The 19,741-nt window shown below is 54.4% G+C and carries 20 protein-coding genes; 14 read left to right on the top strand and 6 right to left on the bottom strand.

What is annotated here, in order from left to right; translation table 11 throughout:
* Nucleotides 1-9 precede the first annotated feature (9 nt).
* A complete protein-coding gene (gene sixA / locus SGR01S_RS16780; RefSeq protein ID WP_061808054.1) occupies nucleotides 10-492 on the top strand; it encodes a phosphohistidine phosphatase SixA in 483 nt (160 codons plus the stop codon).
* A gap of 65 nt (nucleotides 493-557) precedes the next feature.
* Here the strand turns inward: sixA and smrB are convergent, their stop codons facing one another.
* Entirely contained in the window at nucleotides 558-1,088 is a 531-nt protein-coding gene (smrB, locus tag SGR01S_RS16775) for an endonuclease SmrB (RefSeq protein WP_037423626.1), read from the bottom strand.
* Nucleotides 1,089-1,258: 170 nt separating this feature from the next.
* Here smrB and prmB point away from each other — a divergent pair, with 170 nt between their 5' ends.
* The 6 genes from prmB (at nucleotide 1,259) to SGR01S_RS16745 (ending at nucleotide 6,025) form a co-directional block, all read left to right on the top strand.
* The gene (prmB, locus tag SGR01S_RS16770) at nucleotides 1,259-2,191 is read left to right on the top strand and encodes a 50S ribosomal protein L3 N(5)-glutamine methyltransferase (protein WP_037423765.1); all 933 of its coding nucleotides are present in this window, start codon (nucleotides 1,259-1,261) and stop codon (nucleotides 2,189-2,191) included.
* A gap of 62 nt (nucleotides 2,192-2,253) precedes the next feature.
* Nucleotides 2,254-3,339 carry a chorismate synthase gene (aroC, locus tag SGR01S_RS16765; RefSeq protein WP_037423623.1) on the top strand — a complete coding sequence of 362 codons (1,086 nt, stop codon included), beginning with the start codon at nucleotides 2,254-2,256 and terminating at the stop codon, nucleotides 3,337-3,339.
* A gap of 5 nt (nucleotides 3,340-3,344) precedes the next feature.
* Nucleotides 3,345-4,172, top strand: coding sequence for a penicillin-insensitive murein endopeptidase (gene mepA, locus SGR01S_RS16760; RefSeq protein WP_061808053.1), 828 nt, complete (start codon nucleotides 3,345-3,347; stop codon nucleotides 4,170-4,172).
* A gap of 128 nt (nucleotides 4,173-4,300) precedes the next feature.
* Nucleotides 4,301-5,101: a sulfite exporter TauE/SafE family protein gene (locus SGR01S_RS16755; protein ID WP_061808052.1), complete on the top strand. Its 801-nt coding sequence runs from the start codon at nucleotides 4,301-4,303 to the stop codon at nucleotides 5,099-5,101.
* 62 nt (nucleotides 5,102-5,163) lie between these two features.
* On the top strand, nucleotides 5,164-5,712 hold the full coding sequence (locus tag SGR01S_RS16750) for an elongation factor P hydroxylase (protein ID WP_061808051.1): 549 nt from the start codon (nucleotides 5,164-5,166) through the stop codon (nucleotides 5,710-5,712).
* A gap of 31 nt (nucleotides 5,713-5,743) precedes the next feature.
* Nucleotides 5,744-6,025 (top strand): YfcL family protein, encoded by a 282-nt coding sequence (locus tag SGR01S_RS16745; RefSeq protein WP_061808050.1) that lies wholly within the window; start codon nucleotides 5,744-5,746, stop codon nucleotides 6,023-6,025.
* A gap of 43 nt (nucleotides 6,026-6,068) precedes the next feature.
* On the opposite strand, the gene mnmC is transcribed toward SGR01S_RS16745, so the two are convergent.
* Nucleotides 6,069-8,090 carry a bifunctional tRNA (5-methylaminomethyl-2-thiouridine)(34)-methyltransferase MnmC2/FAD-dependent 5-carboxymethylaminomethyl-2-thiouridine(34) oxidoreductase MnmC1 gene (mnmC, locus tag SGR01S_RS16740; RefSeq protein WP_061808049.1) on the bottom strand — a complete coding sequence of 674 codons (2,022 nt, stop codon included), beginning with the start codon at nucleotides 8,088-8,090 and terminating at the stop codon, nucleotides 6,069-6,071.
* 170 nt (nucleotides 8,091-8,260) lie between these two features.
* On the opposite strand from mnmC, the gene fabB reads away from it, so the two are divergent.
* Nucleotides 8,261-9,475 carry a beta-ketoacyl-ACP synthase I gene (fabB, locus tag SGR01S_RS16735; protein ID WP_012146081.1) on the top strand — a complete coding sequence of 405 codons (1,215 nt, stop codon included), beginning with the start codon at nucleotides 8,261-8,263 and terminating at the stop codon, nucleotides 9,473-9,475.
* A 210-nt stretch (nucleotides 9,476-9,685) separates the two neighbouring features.
* On the top strand, nucleotides 9,686-9,907 hold the full coding sequence (locus tag SGR01S_RS16730) for a putative periplasmic lipoprotein (RefSeq protein ID WP_020827903.1): 222 nt from the start codon (nucleotides 9,686-9,688) through the stop codon (nucleotides 9,905-9,907).
* 92 nt (nucleotides 9,908-9,999) lie between these two features.
* Here SGR01S_RS16730 and apbE read toward each other — a convergent pair whose 3' ends face one another.
* Complete coding sequence (gene apbE / locus SGR01S_RS16725) at nucleotides 10,000-11,031, bottom strand: FAD:protein FMN transferase ApbE (protein WP_061808048.1); 1,032 nt, start codon at nucleotides 11,029-11,031, stop codon at nucleotides 10,000-10,002.
* 156 nt (nucleotides 11,032-11,187) lie between these two features.
* Here apbE and SGR01S_RS16720 point away from each other — a divergent pair, with 156 nt between their 5' ends.
* Entirely contained in the window at nucleotides 11,188-12,300 is a 1,113-nt protein-coding gene (locus tag SGR01S_RS16720; RefSeq protein WP_061808047.1) for an SLC13 family permease, read from the top strand.
* Between the two features lie 42 nt (nucleotides 12,301-12,342).
* On the opposite strand, the gene pepT is transcribed toward SGR01S_RS16720, so the two are convergent.
* Nucleotides 12,343-13,575 (bottom strand): peptidase T, encoded by a 1,233-nt coding sequence (gene pepT / locus SGR01S_RS16715; protein ID WP_061808046.1) that lies wholly within the window; start codon nucleotides 13,573-13,575, stop codon nucleotides 12,343-12,345.
* 215 nt (nucleotides 13,576-13,790) lie between these two features.
* Here pepT and SGR01S_RS16710 point away from each other — a divergent pair, with 215 nt between their 5' ends.
* Nucleotides 13,791-14,687, top strand: coding sequence for an endonuclease/exonuclease/phosphatase family protein (locus tag SGR01S_RS16710; protein WP_061808045.1), 897 nt, complete (start codon nucleotides 13,791-13,793; stop codon nucleotides 14,685-14,687).
* Nucleotides 14,688-14,878: 191 nt separating this feature from the next.
* Nucleotides 14,879-16,066, top strand: a complete 1,188-nt coding sequence (locus tag SGR01S_RS16705) for an MFS transporter (RefSeq protein WP_061808044.1) — start codon at nucleotides 14,879-14,881, stop codon at nucleotides 16,064-16,066.
* On the opposite strand, the gene pdxR is transcribed toward SGR01S_RS16705, so the two are convergent.
* Nucleotides 16,053-17,486: a MocR-like pyridoxine biosynthesis transcription factor PdxR gene (gene pdxR, locus SGR01S_RS16700; protein ID WP_370452794.1), complete on the bottom strand. Its 1,434-nt coding sequence runs from the start codon at nucleotides 17,484-17,486 to the stop codon at nucleotides 16,053-16,055. The two genes, SGR01S_RS16705 and pdxR, sit on opposite strands and share 14 nt — an antisense overlap.
* Nucleotides 17,487-17,579: 93 nt before the next feature.
* Here pdxR and SGR01S_RS16695 point away from each other — a divergent pair, with 93 nt between their 5' ends.
* Nucleotides 17,580-18,035 carry a rhodanese-like domain-containing protein gene (locus SGR01S_RS16695; protein ID WP_037425454.1) on the top strand — a complete coding sequence of 152 codons (456 nt, stop codon included), beginning with the start codon at nucleotides 17,580-17,582 and terminating at the stop codon, nucleotides 18,033-18,035.
* A 4-nt stretch (nucleotides 18,036-18,039) separates the two neighbouring features.
* Here SGR01S_RS16695 and flk read toward each other — a convergent pair whose 3' ends face one another.
* Nucleotides 18,040-19,068 carry a flagella biosynthesis regulator Flk gene (flk, locus tag SGR01S_RS16690; protein ID WP_061808042.1) on the bottom strand — a complete coding sequence of 343 codons (1,029 nt, stop codon included), beginning with the start codon at nucleotides 19,066-19,068 and terminating at the stop codon, nucleotides 18,040-18,042.
* A 304-nt stretch (nucleotides 19,069-19,372) separates the two neighbouring features.
* On the opposite strand from flk, the gene SGR01S_RS16685 reads away from it, so the two are divergent.
* Nucleotides 19,373-19,738 carry a hypothetical protein gene (locus tag SGR01S_RS16685; protein WP_061808041.1) on the top strand — a complete coding sequence of 122 codons (366 nt, stop codon included), beginning with the start codon at nucleotides 19,373-19,375 and terminating at the stop codon, nucleotides 19,736-19,738.
* Nucleotides 19,739-19,741 lie beyond the last annotated feature (3 nt).

Below are 19,741 nucleotides of genomic sequence, written 5' to 3'. Positions count from 1 at the left end.
CGGTGCAATATGCAAGTTTTGATTATGCGTCACGGAGAGGCGGCACTCGATGCGGCCAGCGATTCGGTAAGACCCCTTACTGTTTGTGGCCGTGATGAGTCACGTCAGATGGCGGCCTGGTTAAACACCAAGTCTGTGGATATTGAACGAGTGCTGGTCAGCCCTTATCTGCGGGCAGAACAGACGCTGGCTACGGTACGCGAAGCCTTAACGTTGCCGGCAAGCGAAGAAGTATTGCCTGAACTGACGCCGGGTGGGGATGCTAGTCTGGTAGGCAGTTATTTGCAGGTTCTGGCGCAGCAGGGGATCCACGCTGTGTTGATCGTTTCTCACTTACCGCTGGTGGGTTACCTGGTGGCTGAGCTTTGCCCAGGGGAATGCCCGCCAATGTTCGCAACCTCTGCGATCGCCAACGTTGATCTGGCGACAGATGGCAGCTACGGTAAGTTCGAATGGCAAGTCAGCCCATCGCAGGTGATGGCTAAAGTGTAGGGCGCCGCATGCCGGGTCCAAAACGAAAGGGCGATGTTTACATCGCCCTTTGTCATTTCTGCCGTTTACTCGGCCAGTTCGACCAACAATAAAATCGCGGCGGTACCGCCCCATTCTTTGGGGGCCTGGTGGAACACCAACACGTCGGGGTGCTGCGCCAACCACAGTGGGGTTTGTTGTTTAAGGATGTGCTTGCCGTGGCCGTGCATGACACAGGCACAGTGTACGTGTTCACGCTTGCAAGCGGCGATCAGCGCCCCCAACTCCTGCTTGGCTTGCATCTGGGTCAGCCCATGCAGATCGAGAAACAGCTCTGGCGAATAATCGCCACGGCGCAGTTTCTTCAATTCGAATGCACTGTAGCCTGGGCGCACATAGCGTGTTGGGCCTTCCTCTTCCAACTGTGGTTGGTATTCATCTGAGAAATAATAACTGGCGTCTACCTGTTCCTGTAGTAGGCGCTGCGGGGCAATCTGTTTGGTTTTTGGTTTGGGTTTACGGTGGACAATGGTGTCCTGACGCAGCTTTTTTGCGTCTACTACCGACTCTCTGAAGAGCTGCAATTCATCTTTGCTCAGAGGGTGCTTGTTCTTCATTTTTCATTCACCGGAAATCATTTATCGCGGTAGTTTACCGTGTCGCGGGTATCTGTCGACGCAAAATTCGCGCCAAAATGAAAAGCGCAAGCGGTTAGCGTGATTTGTCGCGGGCTTCATGGCAAACTATGCGGCTAAATCATGAATCACAGTGCCTGCCGGAGGGCAAATTGGACAAAATTTTCGTCGAGGAAGCAGTGAATGAACTGCACACCATTCAAGATATGCTGCGTTGGACGGTGAGCCGTTTTAATGCCGCCGATATCTACTATGGTCACGGAACCGACAATCCGTGGGACGAAGCGGTGCAATTGGTGCTGCCAAGCCTGTTCCTGCCACTGGATATTCCAGAGGACATGCACACCGCACGTTTGACCTCCAGCGAGCGCCACCGCATCGTTGAGCGCGTGATCCGCCGCGTCAACGAGCGTATTCCGGTCGCCTATCTGACCAACAAAGCCTGGTTCTGCGACCTAGAGTTTTATGTCGATGAACGTGTGCTGGTCCCGCGTTCCCCGATTGGCGAACTGATCAACGATCGCTTTAGCGCACTGATCCCACATCCGCCGAGCCATATTCTCGACATGTGTACCGGCAGCGGTTGTATCGCCATTGCCTGCGGTTACGCTTTCCCGGAAGCAGAAGTGGACGCAGTAGACATTTCCGCCGACGTATTGGCAGTGACCGAGCGCAATATTCAGGCGTTGGGTGTTGAACAGCAAGTGACTCCAATCCGTTCCGATCTGTTCCGCGACGTTCCTGCGATCCAGTACGATCTGATTGTCACCAACCCACCGTATGTCGATGCAGAAGACATGTCCGATCTGCCGCAGGAATTCCGCTTTGAACCTGAGCTGGGTCTGGCAGCGGGCAGTGACGGCCTGAAGCTGGTGCGCCGCATTCTGGCCTGTGCGCCGGATTACCTGAGCGACGACGGCGTGCTGATTTGTGAAGTGGGTAACAGCATGGTACATCTGATGGAACAGTATCCGGATATTCCGTTCAACTGGCTGGAATTTGAAAACGGCGGTGACGGTGTGTTCATGCTGACTAAACAACAGTTGGTGGATTGCAAAGATCACTTCAGCCTCTACCGCAGCTAAGCATTCTTCGGGCCTGCTTTGGCGGGCCCCACAAAGATAATAATTAAGGGTAAGGAGCCGCGATGGCAGGAAACAGTATTGGGCAGATTTTCCGCGTCACCACATTTGGTGAATCTCACGGTGTGGCGCTGGGATGTATCGTAGACGGTGTGCCACCAGGCATTCCGCTTACTGAAGCTGATTTGCAGCACGATCTGGACCGCCGCCGTCCGGGCACCTCGCGTTATACCACCCAACGCCGCGAGCCGGATCAGGTGCGTATTCTTTCCGGTGTGTTTGAAGGCGTGACTACCGGCACCAGTATCGGGCTGATGATTGAAAACACCGACCAGCGTTCGCAGGACTACGGTGCTATCAAAGACGTGTTCCGTCCGGGACATGCAGACTACACCTACGAACAAAAATACGGTGTGCGCGACTATCGCGGCGGCGGCCGTTCTTCGGCGCGTGAAACCGCAATGCGCGTTGCAGCGGGGGCGATTGCCAAGAAATACTTACAGCAGAAATTCGGCGTGCAGGTACGCGGTTATTTAGCTCAAATCGGTGACGTAGTTTGTGAGCTGAAAGACTGGGAGCAGGTCGAACAGAACCCGTTCTTCTGTCCGGATCCGGATAAGCTGGAAGCGCTGGACGAACTGATGCGTGCACTGAAGAAAGAGGGCGATTCGATTGGCGCCAAAGTCAGCGTAATTGCCGAAAATGTGCCGGTCGGCCTCGGCGAGCCAGTTTTTGACCGCCTCGATGCAGATCTGGCGCATGCGCTAATGAGCATCAATGCGGTGAAAGGTGTAGAAATTGGTGATGGCTTCGCCGTCGTGACCAAACGTGGTAGCGAAAACCGCGATGAAATTACGCCGGAAGGTTTCCAGAGCAACCATGCGGGCGGCATTCTCGGCGGCATCAGCAGTGGTCAGGCGGTGATTGCACATCTGGCGCTGAAACCGACTTCCAGCATCATGGTGCCGGGTCGAACCATCAATCGCCAGGGCGAAGCCGTGGAAATGGTTACCCGCGGCCGTCACGATCCTTGCGTAGGCATCCGTGCGGTACCCATTGCCGAAGCGATGATGGCGATTGTGCTGATGGATCACCTGTTGCGCCAACGTGCGCAAAACGGTGATGTGGTTTCTAACGTTCCACGCTGGTAATCACCATGAAAAACTGGATGTTGGGCATCGTTGCCCTGATGGCATCGAGCTCCGCCATGGCGTTGACGCCTTGGCAGAAAATTGATCACCCGGTTGCCGGTGCACCGCAGGCCGTGGGTGGTTTTGCCAACGGTTGTATAATCGGTGCGCAGCCGTTGCCGTTGAGTTCGCCGGATTATCAGGTGATGCGACCCGATCAACGTCGTTATTTCGGTCACCCTGATCTGCTGGCGTTTATTCAGCGTCTGAGCAATAAGGCGAACCAAAAAAACCTCGGTACGGTACTGATCGGCGATATGGCAATGCCGGCTGGTGGGCGCTTTAGTAGCGGTCATGCCAGCCATCAATCTGGGCTTGATGTCGACATCTGGTTACAGTTGCCGCGCCAACGTTGGAGTGCACAGCAACTTCTGAAGCCGCAGCCGATCGATTTGGTTTCCAGTGACGGTAAGCAGGTTGTTGCACGCCAGTGGCAGCCGCAGATTGAATCGCTGATCAAAATGGCGGCTCAAGATCAGGAAGTGACGCGTATCTTCGTCAACCCGGCGATCAAGCAGCGCCTGTGTTTAGATGCGGGTGCCGATCGTGACTGGTTGCACAAGGTACGCCCATGGTTCGGTCACCGTGCGCACATGCATGTGCGACTGCGTTGTCCGGCAGGTAGCCTGGAGTGCAAAGAACAGGATACGCCGCCACCGGGTGACGGCTGTGGCGCCGAGCTGGCAAGTTGGTTCGTTCCACATCAGCCTAGCGCCAAACCGGGTAAACCGGTGCCGCCGCCATTGCCGCCTACCTGTCAGGCCTTGCTGAATAACCATTTCGCTGCGGAATAATAGACCCAAAGTAATTGGAGTTGCATCAAGGCGGTAAGGGAATAAAGCCCGATGAGCTTACCTCAGCAAGTGATTCGGGTGAGTAAGTGCAACCAACACAGATGCGGCTTCAAGTCAGAGGGATATAAATGGATTGGTTCGTCGTTGGCCCCGAGATGCTCGGGGTTTTGTTTGTGGTGGCATTGCTGGCGGGCTTTATTGATTCCATTGCCGGCGGTGGCGGGCTGTTGACCGTGCCGGCACTGCTGGCGGTGGGGGTACCCCCGGCGCAGGCGCTGGCAACCAACAAGCTACAGTCGGTGGGCGGTTCCTTATCCGCCAGTCTGTACTTCATCCGCCGACGAGCCGTTGATCTTAACGATCAAAAACTGACTATCCTGTTGGCGCTGATCGGTTCTGTCGCTGGGGCGATCCTGGTGCAACACATGCGCGCCGATTTGCTGCGGCAAATGTTGCCTTTACTGGTGATCGGCATCGGCTTGTACTTTTTGCTGACTCCGCGCCTGGGGGAGAACGATCGGCAGCGCCGTTTGAGCGCCTTGCCGTTTGGCCTGGTGGCCGGTGGCTGCGTGGGTTTTTACGATGGCTTTTTTGGTCCTGGCGCGGGTTCATTTTACGCGCTGGCGTATGTGACGCTGTGTGGTTTTAACCTGGCCAAATCGACCGCCCACGCCAAGGTACTGAACTTCACGTCCAACTTTGGCAGTCTGGTGTTGTTTATCATCGGCGGCAAAGTGGTATGGAGTATCGGTCTGGTGATGTTGGTAGGGCAGGTTCTGGGTGCCCGTCTTGGGGCACATATGGTAATGACCCGTGGGCAAAAGCTGATCCGCCCGATGATCGTCATCGTTTCGCTGGTGATGAGTTGTAAGCTGTTGTACGACAATCACGGTACAGAAATTCAGCAGTGGCTGGCGTTGCATATATAGTATGCCAAAAGCGCGGTTAGGGTATAATTACCACTTTAAATTTGTGGTTATTTGAGTCTTTTATGTCTGATACACACCAATATTCCCAACTGATTGATATCTTTAATCAGTGCTTTAGTGAAGATTACAATACCCGGTTGGTTAAAGGTGACGATGAGCCAATCTATCTGCCGGCCGACGACGAATTGCCGTACAACCGTATCGTCTTTGCTCACGGCTATTACGCCAGCGGTATGCATGAGATCTCACACTGGTGCATTGCCGGTGAACAACGCCGTAAACTGGTCGATTTCGGTTACTGGTATTGCCCGGACGGGCGCGACGCACAGACGCAAAGCGAATTCGAAGCGGTAGAAATTAAACCGCAGTCGCTGGAATGGATGTTCTGCGTAGCGGCCGGTTTTCCGTTCAATGTCAGTTGCGACAACCTGAACGGTGACTGCGAACCGGACCGCATCGCCTTCCAGCGTAAGGTTCGCGAGCGGGTGCGGTTGCTGTTGGAGCAGGGAATACCCACAAGACCTGCGCGCTTTATTCAGGCGTTACAATCGTTTTACAATACGCCACCGCTGACGGCTGAGCTTTTCCCCTATCCGGAAGATCTCAACTGACCGTCAGTTTGTTATTTAATGAGGAAATTTGATGATCGCAGAATTCGAAGCGCGCATTTTGGCGCTGATTGATGACATGGTAGAGCACGCCAGCGATGATGAACTGTTTGCCGGTGGCTACCTGCGCGGTCATCTGACGCTGGCGGTTGCTGAAGTGGAAGAACAGGGTGAGCACACCGCTGAAGCGCTGAAGGCACAGGTGGAAACTAGCCTGCATAAAGCCATCGCTGCCGGTGAGCTGTCACCACCGGACCAGGTGTTGGTGTACGGTATGTGGGAAAACCTGTACCAAACGGCATTGCCGATGGCCTGATCCAGTTTACAGGGCGCGATAACAGCGCCCTGTAAAACTGACATTAAACCGCACGTCCCTTCAGTAGTTTTCTTACCCACATTCGGTTCGGATTCAATGCCGCCAACATTTCTGCGTCGCCCGGCAAGGGTTCGCCGAACAGTTGCGCCGCCAAAATTTCCGCCGCCAGCGGTGCCGAACACAGCCCGCGTGAGCCTAATGCGCCAATAACAAACAGATTTGGATAAACCGGCGCATTGGCGATAGCTTCACCGCGTTGATGTTGACGTTGAAGATCCTGATATTGCGCTAGCGTGGCTTGATAGTCCGGTACTGCGCCGATCATCGGTAAATGATCGCGTGTGGCGCTGCGTACGCCGCAACGGGCCTGGCGACCGCTGACATCGACCTCTCGGGGCCAGGATTGGTCTGGCAGGCAGCGTAGCAGGCGAGCGCGGTTGTCCTGCTGCTCTTCTTCGCGATATTCGATGTCGGTTTCGCCACGCTGATAGCTGGCACCGATACAGTGCTGATGGTTATTAGCATTAACCGGTGTCAGATAGCCGTCGTAACACAGCACCTGTTTCAATTCGCTCAGCGTTGGGGTAGTGGGAATATGGGAGACTTGACCGCGTACCGCATAAACCGGCAGCGCTTCACCTTGTTCCAGTTCGGAAACACGATGGCCGTTGGCCAAAATCACCGTCGCATGCTGTCGGGTTTCATTCTGGCTAAAACTGAGCTGCCAACCGGTGTCAGTGGCGGTCAGCGTACTGAGCGCAGACTCATAATGGCACTCCAGCCCCTGGCATTGTGCCAGCGCAATCGCATTGCGTGTCAGCTCGGCCGGGCACAGCCAGCCTCCCTGTGGGTAGTTAATGCCGCCAAAACCGCTGTCGATGCCGCACAAAGTGCTGAGCGTGGCGCGATCGGCTGGCATTGCCAGTGCCTGAGGCCATTCGACCGCCTGTATTTTTGCTATTTTTCCGGCACTCTTCTCGTCAAAGGCTAACTGACTGACACCACACCACTTATGGTCAAATTCCACACCTTGTTGCACTAACGCATCGTACTGGCGGCGGGCAAAGGGGAAAGCAGCACTGAAAAAGTTTTCCAGAGCGTCACCCCGACCATTCAACAATGGATAAAGCGCGCCCTGTCGGTTGCCGGAAGCTCCCTCGGCGGGCCGAAGATCGGCGCAATACAGCGTAACCTTCGCGCCGCGGCGTAACAACGCAAGGGCGGCTAACGCGCTGGCAATGCCACCGCCGATGATCGCAATATCGTCGGTACTGTCCGCTGCCGGACGGAGTGACCAAGGGGAGGGATGCGTGATAGCGGGTGCATCGTCAGGCAGCTTACCAATCAGCATTTCACGCTTTTGGCCGAAACCTTTGCTCTTTATGACTTCAAATCCGGCCTGTTGCAATCCGCGCCGCACGAAGCCTGCTGCGGTGAAGGTAGCAAGACTGCCGCCAGGTCGGGCGAAACGAGCCATTGCGGCGAACAGCTGTTCCGTCCACATGTCCGGATTTTTAGCCGGTGCAAAGCCGTCGAGGAACCAGGCGTCGATTTGGCGGTTCATGCTGGGGTCGAAGTGCGGCAATAACGTGTTGACGTCACCGAACCACAGGTCGAGTGTAATACGGCCTTCTGCCAACAGCAGGCGGTGACAGCCCGGTAGCGGCAGTGGCCATTGCGCACGCAGCTCATCGGCATAGGTTGCCAGCTCCGGCCAGCGTGCATGTGCAGCGGCGAGGTCGGCCTGTAACAAGGGGAATTTTTCAAAACTGATAAAGTGCAGCCGCTGCAACGTGGCGTTCGGCGCTGCCTCATGGAAGCCGGCAAAAGCCTGCCATAAGGTTAAAAAATTAAGCCCGGTGCCGAAGCCCGTTTCCGCCACAAGAAACAGGGGGCGGGGATGATCGATGAAACGTTGAGGAATGTGGTTGCCCTTAAGAAATACGTAGCGGGTTTCTTCCAGCCCATCCTGATTAGAAAAGTAGACGTCATCAAACTGTTTCGAAACAGGTGTACCCTGTTCATTCCAGGATAACGCTGCGGTTTGGATCGGGGCGTGGCTCACGGTTAGTTGCTCATAACTCAAGGGGTGACGGGATTCTAACGGTGCTGGCGCTATGGCGCAAACTGGATAAGAATAAAGCTGAAAAACGCTGATCGGACTTGTTCGGCGTACATCTGTACGCTAAAGTGCGATGCAAAATCCCGAATGTAAAATTGTGGAAGAGGTATTGAATGAAACGTGCAGTGATTACTGGCCTGGGAATCGTCTCCAGCATTGGTAACAACCAACAGGAGGTCCTGGCGAGCCTGCAGGAAGGTCGTTCTGGGATCACGTTCTCCCAGGAGCTGAAAGATTCCGGCATGCGTAGTCACGTATGGGGCGATGTTAAACTGGACACCACGGGTCTGATTGACCGTAAAGTCATGCGCTTTATGAGTGATGCGTCCGTTTATGCCTATCTTTCCATGGAAGAAGCCATCAAAGACTCTGGTCTGGCTGCTGATCAGGTTTCCAATGATCGCACCGGTCTGGTGGTTGGCTCAGGTGGCGGTTCTCCGCGCAACCAGGTTGCTGGATCTGACGGCATGCGCGCCAAAGGCTTGCGCGGCGTTGGCCCATATATGGTGACCAAGGCCATGGCTTCAGGTGTTTCTGCCTGCCTGGCAACCCCATTTAAAATTCGTGGCGTTAATTATTCCATCAGCTCTGCCTGCGCAACCTCTGCACACTGTATTGGCCACGCGGTTGAACTGATCCAACTGGGCAAGCAAGACGTAGTCTTTGCTGGCGGCGGTGAAGAACTGTGCTGGGAAATGGCCTGTGAGTTTGATGCGATGGGCGCTCTGTCCACCAGCTACAACGACACCCCAGAAAAAGCGTCCCGTACCTATGACGCAGCGCGTGACGGTTTCGTCATTGCAGGCGGCGGCGGTATGGTCGTAGTAGAAGAACTGGAACATGCACTGGCACGTGGCGCGCACATCTATGCTGAAATCATCGGCTACGGTGCAACGTCAGACGGCGCAGACATGGTTGCGCCATCAGGCGAAGGCGCGGTGCGTTGCATGAAGATGGCAATGCAGGGCGTTGACACCCCAATCGACTACATGAACGTGCACGGGACTTCTACGCCGGTTGGCGATGTGAAAGAACTGGGTGCTATCCGTGAAGTGTTTGGCGACAACACCCCGGCAATCTCCTCCACCAAGGCCATGACCGGTCACTCACTGGGCGCCGCTGGCGTGCAGGAAGCGATCTACAGCCTGCTGATGGTTGAGCACGGCTTTATTGCGCCGAGCATCAACATCGAAAACCTGGATGAGAAAGCCGCAGGCATGAACATCGTGACTCAGCCGACTCAACGTGAGCTGACTACCGTGATGTCCAACAGCTTCGGTTTCGGTGGCACTAACGCCACGCTGGTGATGCGTAAACTGCAGAAGTAATTCCGGCTCAAGGTTTTAGAATAAAGCCCGCTTATTCGCGGGCTTTTTGCTGTCTGCAGGCTTGGTGGGTTGGCCGTTCAGAGTTATCCCAAATTACATCTGCTGACGGATCATTAACGCTTTGTTCAGCCTTTTGGGCATACAATGGCTCCATAGCGCGATTATCACTCGGCGTAGCTTTTCAGAGTGGTCGAACATTGAGGCAATAGTATGAAAAAGTTAATTGCAGTTGGGTTACTGTCGGTCATTTTGGCTGGGTGCGCGACTGATTCACCTTGCGTACCGGTCTATGATGATCAGGGCCGTCTGGTGCACACCAACACCTGTATGAAAGGCACGACACAGGATAACTGGGAAACCGCAGGCGCTATCGCCGGTGGTGCGGCGGCGGTTGCCGGTCTGACGCTGGGTATTATCGCGTTAACCAAATAACCTTCCCATCGGTGAATTTATCCGTATAAAGCCCAGCTTCGCTGGGCTTTTTCTTTGGCTGATGTAGGGCGCTGCTATTACTGAACCAATAATTACTTCACCAGAAACGCTTTAAACTGCGGTGTCATTACTGCACTGAAACCGTCATCGGTTTTGCTGATCAAATACACTGCCAGCCCTTTTTCTTCCGCCAGTTTGAGTGCTTTTTCTGTGCCCAGCACCATCAACCCAGTGTCCCAGCCGTCGGCTTCTAACGCGGTTGGTGCGATCACAGTGGCGGATACCAGGCGGTGGGTAATTGGCCGACCTGTCGTGGGGTCGATCACGTGCGAATAGCGCTGGCCATCTTGTTCGAAATAGTTGCGATAGCTGCCGGAGGTACTGATACCGTAGCCTTGCAGATCGACCAGTGCCTGTACGGCATTTTCACGATCGGTTGGTTTTTGTATCGCTACTCGCCAGGCATTGCCCTTGCCGTTAACACCGCGTGAGGAGACTGCACCACCGACGGACACTAAATAATTGGTGATGCCATTACGTGCCATCAGTTTTACCAGTTGGTCGACGCCATAGCCTTCGCCCATTGTTGAGAGATCGACATACATTTCTGGCAGGTCTTTCTGTAGCCATTCGCCGCGATCGTCGCTGATCAATTTGAGGTGTTGCAGGCCAACATTTTTTTGCGCTGCCTCTATTTGTTGTTGGCTCGGTACTTTTACCGCGCGCTTATCCGGGCCAAAGCCCCACAGATTCACCAGGGGGCCAACGGTGATATTCATCGCGCCCTGAGTATCGCGGCCAATACGTTGAGCCATCAGAATAATGTCTGCCATGCCGCGCGGGATGGGTTGTGGATCAGCGCTATGAGTTTGATTAAAGCGCGACAGCACCGAATCCGTACGGTAAGTAGAAATATCGTCATTAGCCCGTTCCAACACGGCATCGACCTGCTGCTGCAACTGTTGTTTATTGATGGCTATATCGCCGCTGACTTTGACGCTGTAGAAGGTACCCATGGTTTTGCCCTCGAGATCAATCTGCGGGCGGGAATCTTGGTCATTACAGGCGCTAAGCAGGCTGAGCGTCATACTCAGCAGAAGCCCTTTGGCAAAAACGTTAGCCATGAAAAAATCCTTCGAAACAGGGGAAGGCGCTACAAATAAAGCAAAGTGGGGCGAATGAAAAGCGGTTAAAGGTAAAAGAGCATTTTACTGGCGTTGCCGTCGCGCTTGGGCTAACGTCTGGTTCTTGATCCCTGGTTGTTTTTTGAAGCGCTCAACATGAGTTCAAACGCCGTTGTGCGGCTGTTCCAGCCGTTCCTGAAAGATCGTTTTTTACATATTTTGCTGGTGGCCGGCGTGCTGATGCTGGTTATTCATCCGCAACCACTGCCTGCGCTCAGCGGTTTTATCGACTGGCGTACCATCATCACGCTGTTGGGATTGATGTTGTTGACCAAGGGGGTTGAGGTCAGCGGCTATTTTGACTTTATTGGCCGTCAGATTGTCAACACACTGCATAGTGAGCGACGGCTGGCGATGTTTCTGGTGTTTTCCGCTGCATTGTTGTCTTCATTCCTGACGAACGACGTAGCGTTGTTTATCGTTATTCCGCTGACTATCACGCTAAAAAAACTGTCTTCGCTGCCGATTAGTCGGTTGATAATCTTCCAGGCGCTGGCGGTTAATGCCGGCTCGTTGCTGACGCCGATTGGCAACCCGCAGAACATTTTGTTGTGGAGCAAGTCCTCGCTGTCTTTCCTGGGTTTTATTGCCCAGATGGCACCTTTTGGTGCAGCGATGCTGGCCAGCTTGCTGTTGCTAACCTGGTTCAGTTTCCCTGCACGGGAGATCGTTAAAGCTCCACATACCGAAGGTTACCCTTACCAGCGACGCCTGTTGCTGAGCTGTGTGGCACTGTACGTGATTTTTCTGCTGTGTCTGGATATTGATCTGCCACTGTATGGCCTGTTGGCCGTGTTCGCCGGTTTTTTACTGGTGGCACGCCGGGTGCTGCTGCAGATTGATTGGAGCCTGATTTTTGTCTTTATTGCCATGTTTATCGACGTAGGTTTGTTCACCCGGCTTGAGGCGTTTCAATCTTGGTTCGCTGGCATTTCCTCGCTGAACAACGGCGGTATCTATGCTCTCGGAATTGGTCTGTCACAGATGATCAGCAATGTGCCGGCAACCATTTTACTGCTCAATTACGTGCCTTCCAGCCAACTGCTGGCTTATGCGGTGAATGCCGGTGGCTTTGGGCTGGCGATCGGCTCCCTGGCGAATCTGATTGCGTTGCGTATGGCGGGTGAGCGTAAAATTTGGCTGAAATTCCATTACTACTCATTGCCATTACTGGCATGGGGTGGGGTACTCGGCTGGTTACTGGCTTAAGCGCGATATCTTTGCATTAAATATCGCGCTTAGGGGTGTTTGCTAACCGCGGGCAGCCAGCAAACAAATGCTGCGGGTCACCTGATATGACTTCACAAAGGCACCGACCGGCAGGAACTCAAAGCGTGAATGGAAATTGTGTGCACCGGTGAAGTAATTGGGTGTTATCAACCCACGACTGGACAGCGCTGCGCCGTCAGTGCCTCCCCGCATGGGGATAACCTTTGGTGGAATACCATGGGCGGCGAGGGCGCCGAAAATCAGTTCTATGGCGCGTTTGTCATCACCGATAGAGTTGCTGATATTGCTGTAGATATCGGTGACCGTGCAACTCACTTTAGCGCGTGGGTAATCTGCTGCCACCTGCTGTACTACTTCTTGTATACGCGCTTTACGGGCATTGAACGCTGTCAGATCAAAATCACGGATCGACACTTTTAAGGTGGCGAGGTTGGCGTTGGCAACCATGTCGTTGAACCAGAAATAGCCTTCGCGCCCTTCGGTATGTTCTGGTGTATCCAGGGTATCAAATTGGTTAATAATGTCATTGGCGATGCGAATCGGGTTGATCAGGATATTCTTCGCCGACATTGGGTGCGCGGTAACGCCCTCAATATGGATCTCCGCCGCAGCGGCGTTAAAGTTTTCATATACCACTTCGCCCAATTCGCAGCAGTCAATGGTATAGGCGAAATCCACGTCAAAGCGCGCCAAATCAAGTGCTTTGGCACCGCGTAAGCCAATCTCTTCGTCCGGCACAAAGGCCACCAGAATATCGCCGTGACGATCTGTAGCACTCAGGTTAGCCAACAAGGTCATCACTACCGTCACTGCCGCTTTGTTGTCAGCGCCGAGTACACTGGTACCGTCGCTGAAAATAATATCTTCATTTGGATAGGCGAGAATTTCCGGGTGCTCGGCGGTGCGCAGCCAGATGTCATGCTCTGCATTCAGACACAGATCCTGGCCGTTAAAGTGCAGGCACTGTGGGTGAATATGCGCTGACAGGCCGACGTCAACGGTATCGATATGGGTGATAAAACCGATGCGTGGTGCCCCCGGTTGGTTACCGGGTTTACGTGCAGTGACGGTCGCATGCTCATCTATCTGTACGTCTTGCATCCCCAATTGGCGCAGTTCGGCCGCCAGTAGCTTGGCCATGTCATGCTGCCCCGGTGTGCTGGGCAGGGTGGTGGCAGCGGCATCGCTCTGGCTGGTCACCGCCAGATAGCGGAAGAAACGTTCGGTGAGCTGTTCGGCTATGGCGCGGGTCATTTGGGTTCCTCTCGGTAAGCGGTCTATCGGTTTTAAAGCTAATTCAGCCTGTTGTCCAATGGTGCAATACTTTCACTATCGGAATGCGAGATGCGGCGCAGAATAAAAAAATAGCGAGATAACTAGGAAATAGTCGCGGGTAACTGCGGCAAAATCATTGTTAGCTGTGGGGTTCGGGTGCCTCAACAAAAATCTGAACGCTTAAAGGAGAATTCATGCGCTCACGTCATACTTTGCTTATTACTCTGTTATCCTTGGGAATATCTCATACTGCCTGGTCCTCTACCGACGGCGGTCATGCCAACAGCAATGCCAATAGTCGTGAAGTGGCCAGCGCACTTGGTGGCTTGAAGAACAAAACCTATAACCTGGAACAGGCACCGAAGATTCGCGTAGCCAGCTTTAATATTGCCGCCGGCAAGGTCAGCGACATGACCGCCATCGCCAAGGCAATCAAGGCGATGAACGTTGATGTGGTGGCATTGCAGGAAGTGGATAAGCTGACGGGCCGCAGCGGTAAAGTGGATCAGGCTGAAGAGCTGGCAAAGCTGACAGGAATGCACGTGGCCTTTGGTCGCGCAATTGACTTTGACGGCGGTGAATATGGCCTGGCGTTCCTGTCAAAATATCCGCTGTATGACAGCAAGATTTACCCACTGCCGTCCGGGCAGCGTGAACAGCGTATTGCTTTTAGCGCCCAGACCGACGTGCCCGAGTTCCCGGCACCAATCACCTTGATCAATACTCATCTTGATACCAAAGAAGATCCGGCTATGCGTTTGGATCAGGTGCGCGAGTTGAACGACCGCACCATCGAAATGCGCGGCATCAAGCTGTTGTTTGGCGACATGAACGATGTTCCGGGCAGCGTTACCTGGACCGAGCTCAGCCGCTACTGGAACGACATCATGCCTGCCGCGCAAGATGGTCGCAGTTGGCCGGCGGAAAATGCCGAAATTAAAGTCGATTATATCTTTAGCGGCAATGCCCAGCGCTGGCATCTGGATAGCCTGACAGTGCCCAATGTCAGTGGTGACTGGAATGGTATTCACTGGCCAGCGGTCAGCGATCACCTACCGGTGGTTGCCGAACTGCGGCTGACCGAGCAGTAATGTAATCTACGGCCCGGCGATTGACAGTCGCCGGACACACTGGTTAATATCTGCCGATACAGCCCGTTATCCGGTCTGCGTAAGCGTTCACGTAATCCAACGCACTCGTTCTTGTTGCTTTGCAACGAGAAAAGAGAGTGTTGGGGTCATCTGGCTCTCTCTTTGTTTTTCCCCTTTTAGAGTGAGCATCTATGTCATCTGTAGTTTCACACGCGGAACCTTCCGCTAATAAAGCGTTGCTTTCGTTGACCGGCGCTATCTTCCTGACCTATCTGACCGTGGCCTTGCCGCTGCCGGTAATCCCACTGTATGTGCATTTTGAACTGGGCATGAGCAACCTGATGGTTGGCATAGCTGTCGGCATTCAGTTTCTGGCGACGGTGCTGACTCGGGGCTATGCCGGGCGATTGGCCGATCGTCTTGGCGGTAAACGTGCGGCGTGGCAGGGGATGATTGCCTGCGCACTCGCGGGAACGGCCTATCTGGGGTCGGCATTGTTACCGGCGGCAGCGGAAATCAGATTTGCCTTGCTGATCCTTGGGCGGCTGATCTTGGGCTATGGTGAAAGTTTGCTACTGACTGGCACTCTGACCTGGGGTTTTGGCCTGATGGGACCCGCCCGATCCGGTAAGGTGATGTCCTGGACCGGTATGGCGATTTACGGCTCTCTTGCGGCCGGTGCACCCATCGGGCTGATGCTGAATCAGCACTGGGGATTTGTGGCTCTCGGCGTTTCTACGTTGCTGCTACCATTGATTGCCATGCTGCTGAATATGCGTGTTGCCGCGGTAGCACCAACGCACGGCGAACGCCCTTCGCTGTGGAAAGTGGTGGGCAGTATTTGGCAACCCGGGTTGGCGTTGGCCTTGCAGGGCGTGGGTTTTGCGGTGATCGGTACCTTTGTTTCACTGTATTTCAGTGCAAACGGCTGGGGGCACGCCGGTCTGGCGTTAACGATGTTCGGCGTAGCTTTTGTCGTGATGCGCCTGCTGTTCGGCCATTATCCTGATAAGTTTGGTGGCGTCCGCGTGGCGCTGGTCTCACTGGTGATCGAAGCCTTTGGGCTGTTGTTGCTGTTTTCAGCCGTTACGCCTTTAGTGGCTTTGATCGGTGCTGCCTTTACCGGTTTTGGCTGTTCGCTGATCTTCCCTGCATTGGGCGTGGAGGTGGTCAAACGAGTACCGCCACAGGCACGCGGCACTGCTGTTGGTGGTTACGCGGCATTTCAGGATGTCTCTTATGCTGCAACCGGTCCGTTGGCCGGGCTGCTGGCTACCTCGTTGGGTTATTCGTCAGTCTTTATGGCTGGCGTGGTATGTGCATTAACCGGGATAGTTTTCACCCTATTGTTTGCGCGCAGCAATGCTAAACGGGAATGACCTGGCTTAGCCGTTCAACAGCCGCACGAATCTCTCCCGGTGTCAGGGCAGAAAAGCCCAATAACCAACCGTCGCGCCGCATGTTTGCTGTTTGATACTGTGCCGCCAGTCCGGGGGTTATCACACCTAAACGTTGTGCCTGAAGGGTGAGGGCGGCTTCTTGACCTGGGGGAAGCCAAACGCTGAGTTGCAATCCGCCATTTGCAGGTTGCGGACGGGCAAAATGCCCGAGCTTCTCTGCTACCTCCAACAATAGTCTGTCACGACGGCTGCGATACAACTGGCGCATATAGCGGATATGCGCGGCAAAATGCCCTTGCAGGATGAATTCGGCGGTCACTGCCTGCATCAGTTGTGCGCTGTGGCCGTCATAAACCGTGCGAGCGGTGGTAAAAGGTTCTACCAATGCAGGCGGGAGCACTAAATATGCCAGCCGCAACGAGGGAAATAGCGCCTTGGAAAACGTACCCAGATAAAGCACATTGCCCCGCCGATCCAGCCCCTGCATCGCTGGCATAGGTTGACCGTCATAGTGAAATTCACTGTCATAATCATCTTCAATAATCCATGCCTGTTGCCGTTGCGCCAATGCCAGCAATTCGAGCCGCCGAGCCAGACTCAGCGCTACACCTGTAGGATATTGGTGTGAGGGTGTCAGATAAATCAGCCGGGGAGCAGGGTGTTTTTCATCTGCCAGCATACCGGCTTCATCGACACTGACCGGTACCAGTTCGCCGCCGGCACTGGTGAAGGCATTCCGGGCACCGCGATAACCGGGTTCTTCCATCCAGACCTTGTCGCCATTATCCAACAGCAAAGTAGCAATCAACTGCAGAGCCTGCTGAGAGCTGGTCAGTACCATGACCTGCTGCGCGTCACAATTAACGCCGCGTGCTTGGCTGACATAGCCGGCAATGGCCTCGCGTAACGGTAGGTAACCCTGCGGATCGCCATAGCGCATCAGGGCTTCTCCTCGTAAGCGTAATTGCTGGGCGGTGAGCTGCTTCCACAGTTTTAGTGGGAAGACGCGCAGATCCGGCGAACCGGCGGCAAAGGGCAGCGGCTGTTGGGGATCGTGGCAACCACCTGTTTGTACGATCTGCCTGCCGCGGAGTGACAAGTGCGGTTCACCTAACGCTTTGGCGACGGGCGGGGATTTAACGATGCTTATAACCACGAAGGTCCCTTGACCTACTCGGCGTTGCAGATAGCCTTCGGCCTCTAGTTGGCTATAGGCTGCCTCCGTCGTCACGCGTGATACGCCCAAATCTTTGGCCAGTATTCGGGATGAGGGCAAGCGTTGGCCATTGATGAGCGCCCCGGCATGAATAGCCCGACGTAATGTACTGCACACGCGCTCACGCAAGGTACCGTTTGTGTGTTCCGGTTGGCGAAAAAGGGTAAGCAGGGCATTCGTCATAATGGGACTTACCAACGACTGAAAATGGGTATCAATTATAAGACCAAAATCAGGCAATATTGTCATCAGTCTTTATCAACAGAGGTAAATTCCATGACGGTATCTTCATTGGTTTTGGCATTCCCACCGGGGACGGCGGCGCAGAGCCTGGATTATTTGGCGGCGAAACTGAGTTATTACGCGGACGCTTGGGACGTGGCAGAAGATCTGCGTAATGGTATCAGTGAGATCCTGGTGATCGACACACGCGCAGAAGCCCAGTACGCAGCCGGGCATATTCCCGGTGCCATCAGTTTGCCCCATCGGCTGATGGACGAGGCGGGTACGGCACATCTGGATCGCAGCAAAGTTTATGTGACCTACTGTGACGGCATTGGTTGCAACGGCTCAACCAAAGGCGCGTACAAACTGGCGCAACAGGGATTCCGGGTGAAAGAGCTGATTGGTGGGTTGGACTTCTGGCTACGCGATGGCCATCCATTGGCCACCGGTGAACAGCCGGGATCGCTGTTGGGAAGTGCTGCCGGAGAAGACTGCGGCTGTGCCTGAGGGGTTAAAACACCAGCGCCAATATTAGAGCCAGCACCAGAATAAACAGGATAAACGCTACGGCCGGTTTGCTCAGCGCTTTTTGCAGCGGTTGGGGCAGGGCGGCAATCAGTGGGTTGAGCAACGGCTGTGGTTCGGCGTGGCTGAAGGACAGCGGCTGTGCCGGACCGGTCTTTTCCAGACGGCGCGCAAACAGTTGGTTGATCACATCGCTCATCTGCGGATGAGTTAGCGGCGCAGTGGCGTTGCAGTGAAAACGCGACTGGCAGTAGTCATTCAGCTGCTGTTGCTCCTGCGGGTCTGCCGGCTGTTTGAGTGCGGCCAACAGGTTATTCAGCGTTGGTGCTGTCTGTGGACTCAACGCTACCTTCACCTGCAAAAACTGATTCAACAGTTGGAAGTGGCGAGCCGGTAGGGGATCGTTGGTTTTTACCCCAGCCAGATCAAACAGAGTCTGCCAGATTTTAGCCGGAGATTCACCGGTAGCGGCGCTGAGCTTGGTCACCTGCTGTTGCAAGCTTTGGTGTTCGGCAGGCAGCAGCGGTCGATCGCTGGTCGTTGTCTGTTGCGGGTGAGGAATGGTCAGGCTACCGGTTTGCAATAGGTTGAGTACCTGTTGCAACTGCGGGTGGCTCAACTGGCTCAATACCGTGTGCCCAAACTGCTGGCGAATAAAATCGCTGACGGCCTGGCGATTATTGCCCTGCGGTAACAGTTCGGTGAGTTGCTGCAACAGCTGGCGGCTGGCGTGGCTCTGTTGTGCCTGCGCCAATCGGTTCTGCAACAGTTGTTCGGCTGGCTGAAAATGGCGAGCCAACAGTTCACTGTTGTTGTCCGTTTGCAGGTCATGACGCAGCGTAACCCAAATCTCGGCGGACTTGGCCGGGCTGAGTGCCATGATCTTGACGACCAGCTTCTCCAGCGTAGTACGTTGAGCTGGGGAGAGCGGACTACAGTCAGTGGTTGTGGTTTTATCCGGGCTTGGGGGACGATCGCTGGCGATCGGGGTACCCGGTCCACTCAAAGGTTGCATATCACCTGTCCTTCGCTGTGTATCCCCAGCTTACTTGGCGTTACTGCTGTATTGGCTGCACAATTTCACTCGAATCACGTACTGTCGTGCGTTCATCGAGACCCACGTGCTTGCCGCCTGGCCGTAACACCCCTTACTTTGGGGAGAGAATAATCGTCGTACCCGGCGAAAAGCACAGGTTTGCGCTTATGATACCTGTAAACGGCCATCATCAATACCGTCCACAGACATTTCTTTACAGGCAAAACATTGCTAAACGCGCCTGCGCCGCTAAGATAAGCGCAGACTTGGAATTGAGGACGGCATGGTTAAACAGCAGCGGATTGCAAAATGGTTTTTATGCTTGGCTTGCCTGGTGGTGCTGATCTGTATGACTCAGCGCATGGCGAGCTTGCATGCGTTGCAACAAGCTCTTGGCCTGCCAGTCGCTAGCGCTGTCGCGTCTACGACCGATGACGCTGCTGATGCCCAACCGACCCCTTGCGAACTGAGTGCCAAATCCTTGTTGGCCTCACCGCCGGTGATATTTGAAACGTTACTGTTCGGTCTTGGCTTATTACTGGTGCTGCTGGCACCTACCGTGGCTGCGCGCCTGCGCATTCCACCTCCCAGAGTGATATCCCCCACCACCCTTAGGGTGCATCTCCGATTATGCGTCTTCCGTGAATGAGTT

Source organism: Serratia grimesii NBRC 13537 (genome assembly GCF_001590905.1).
Taxonomy (GTDB): domain Bacteria; phylum Pseudomonadota; class Gammaproteobacteria; order Enterobacterales; family Enterobacteriaceae; genus Serratia; species Serratia grimesii.
This window is presented reverse-complemented; position numbering and strand designations above follow the sequence as displayed.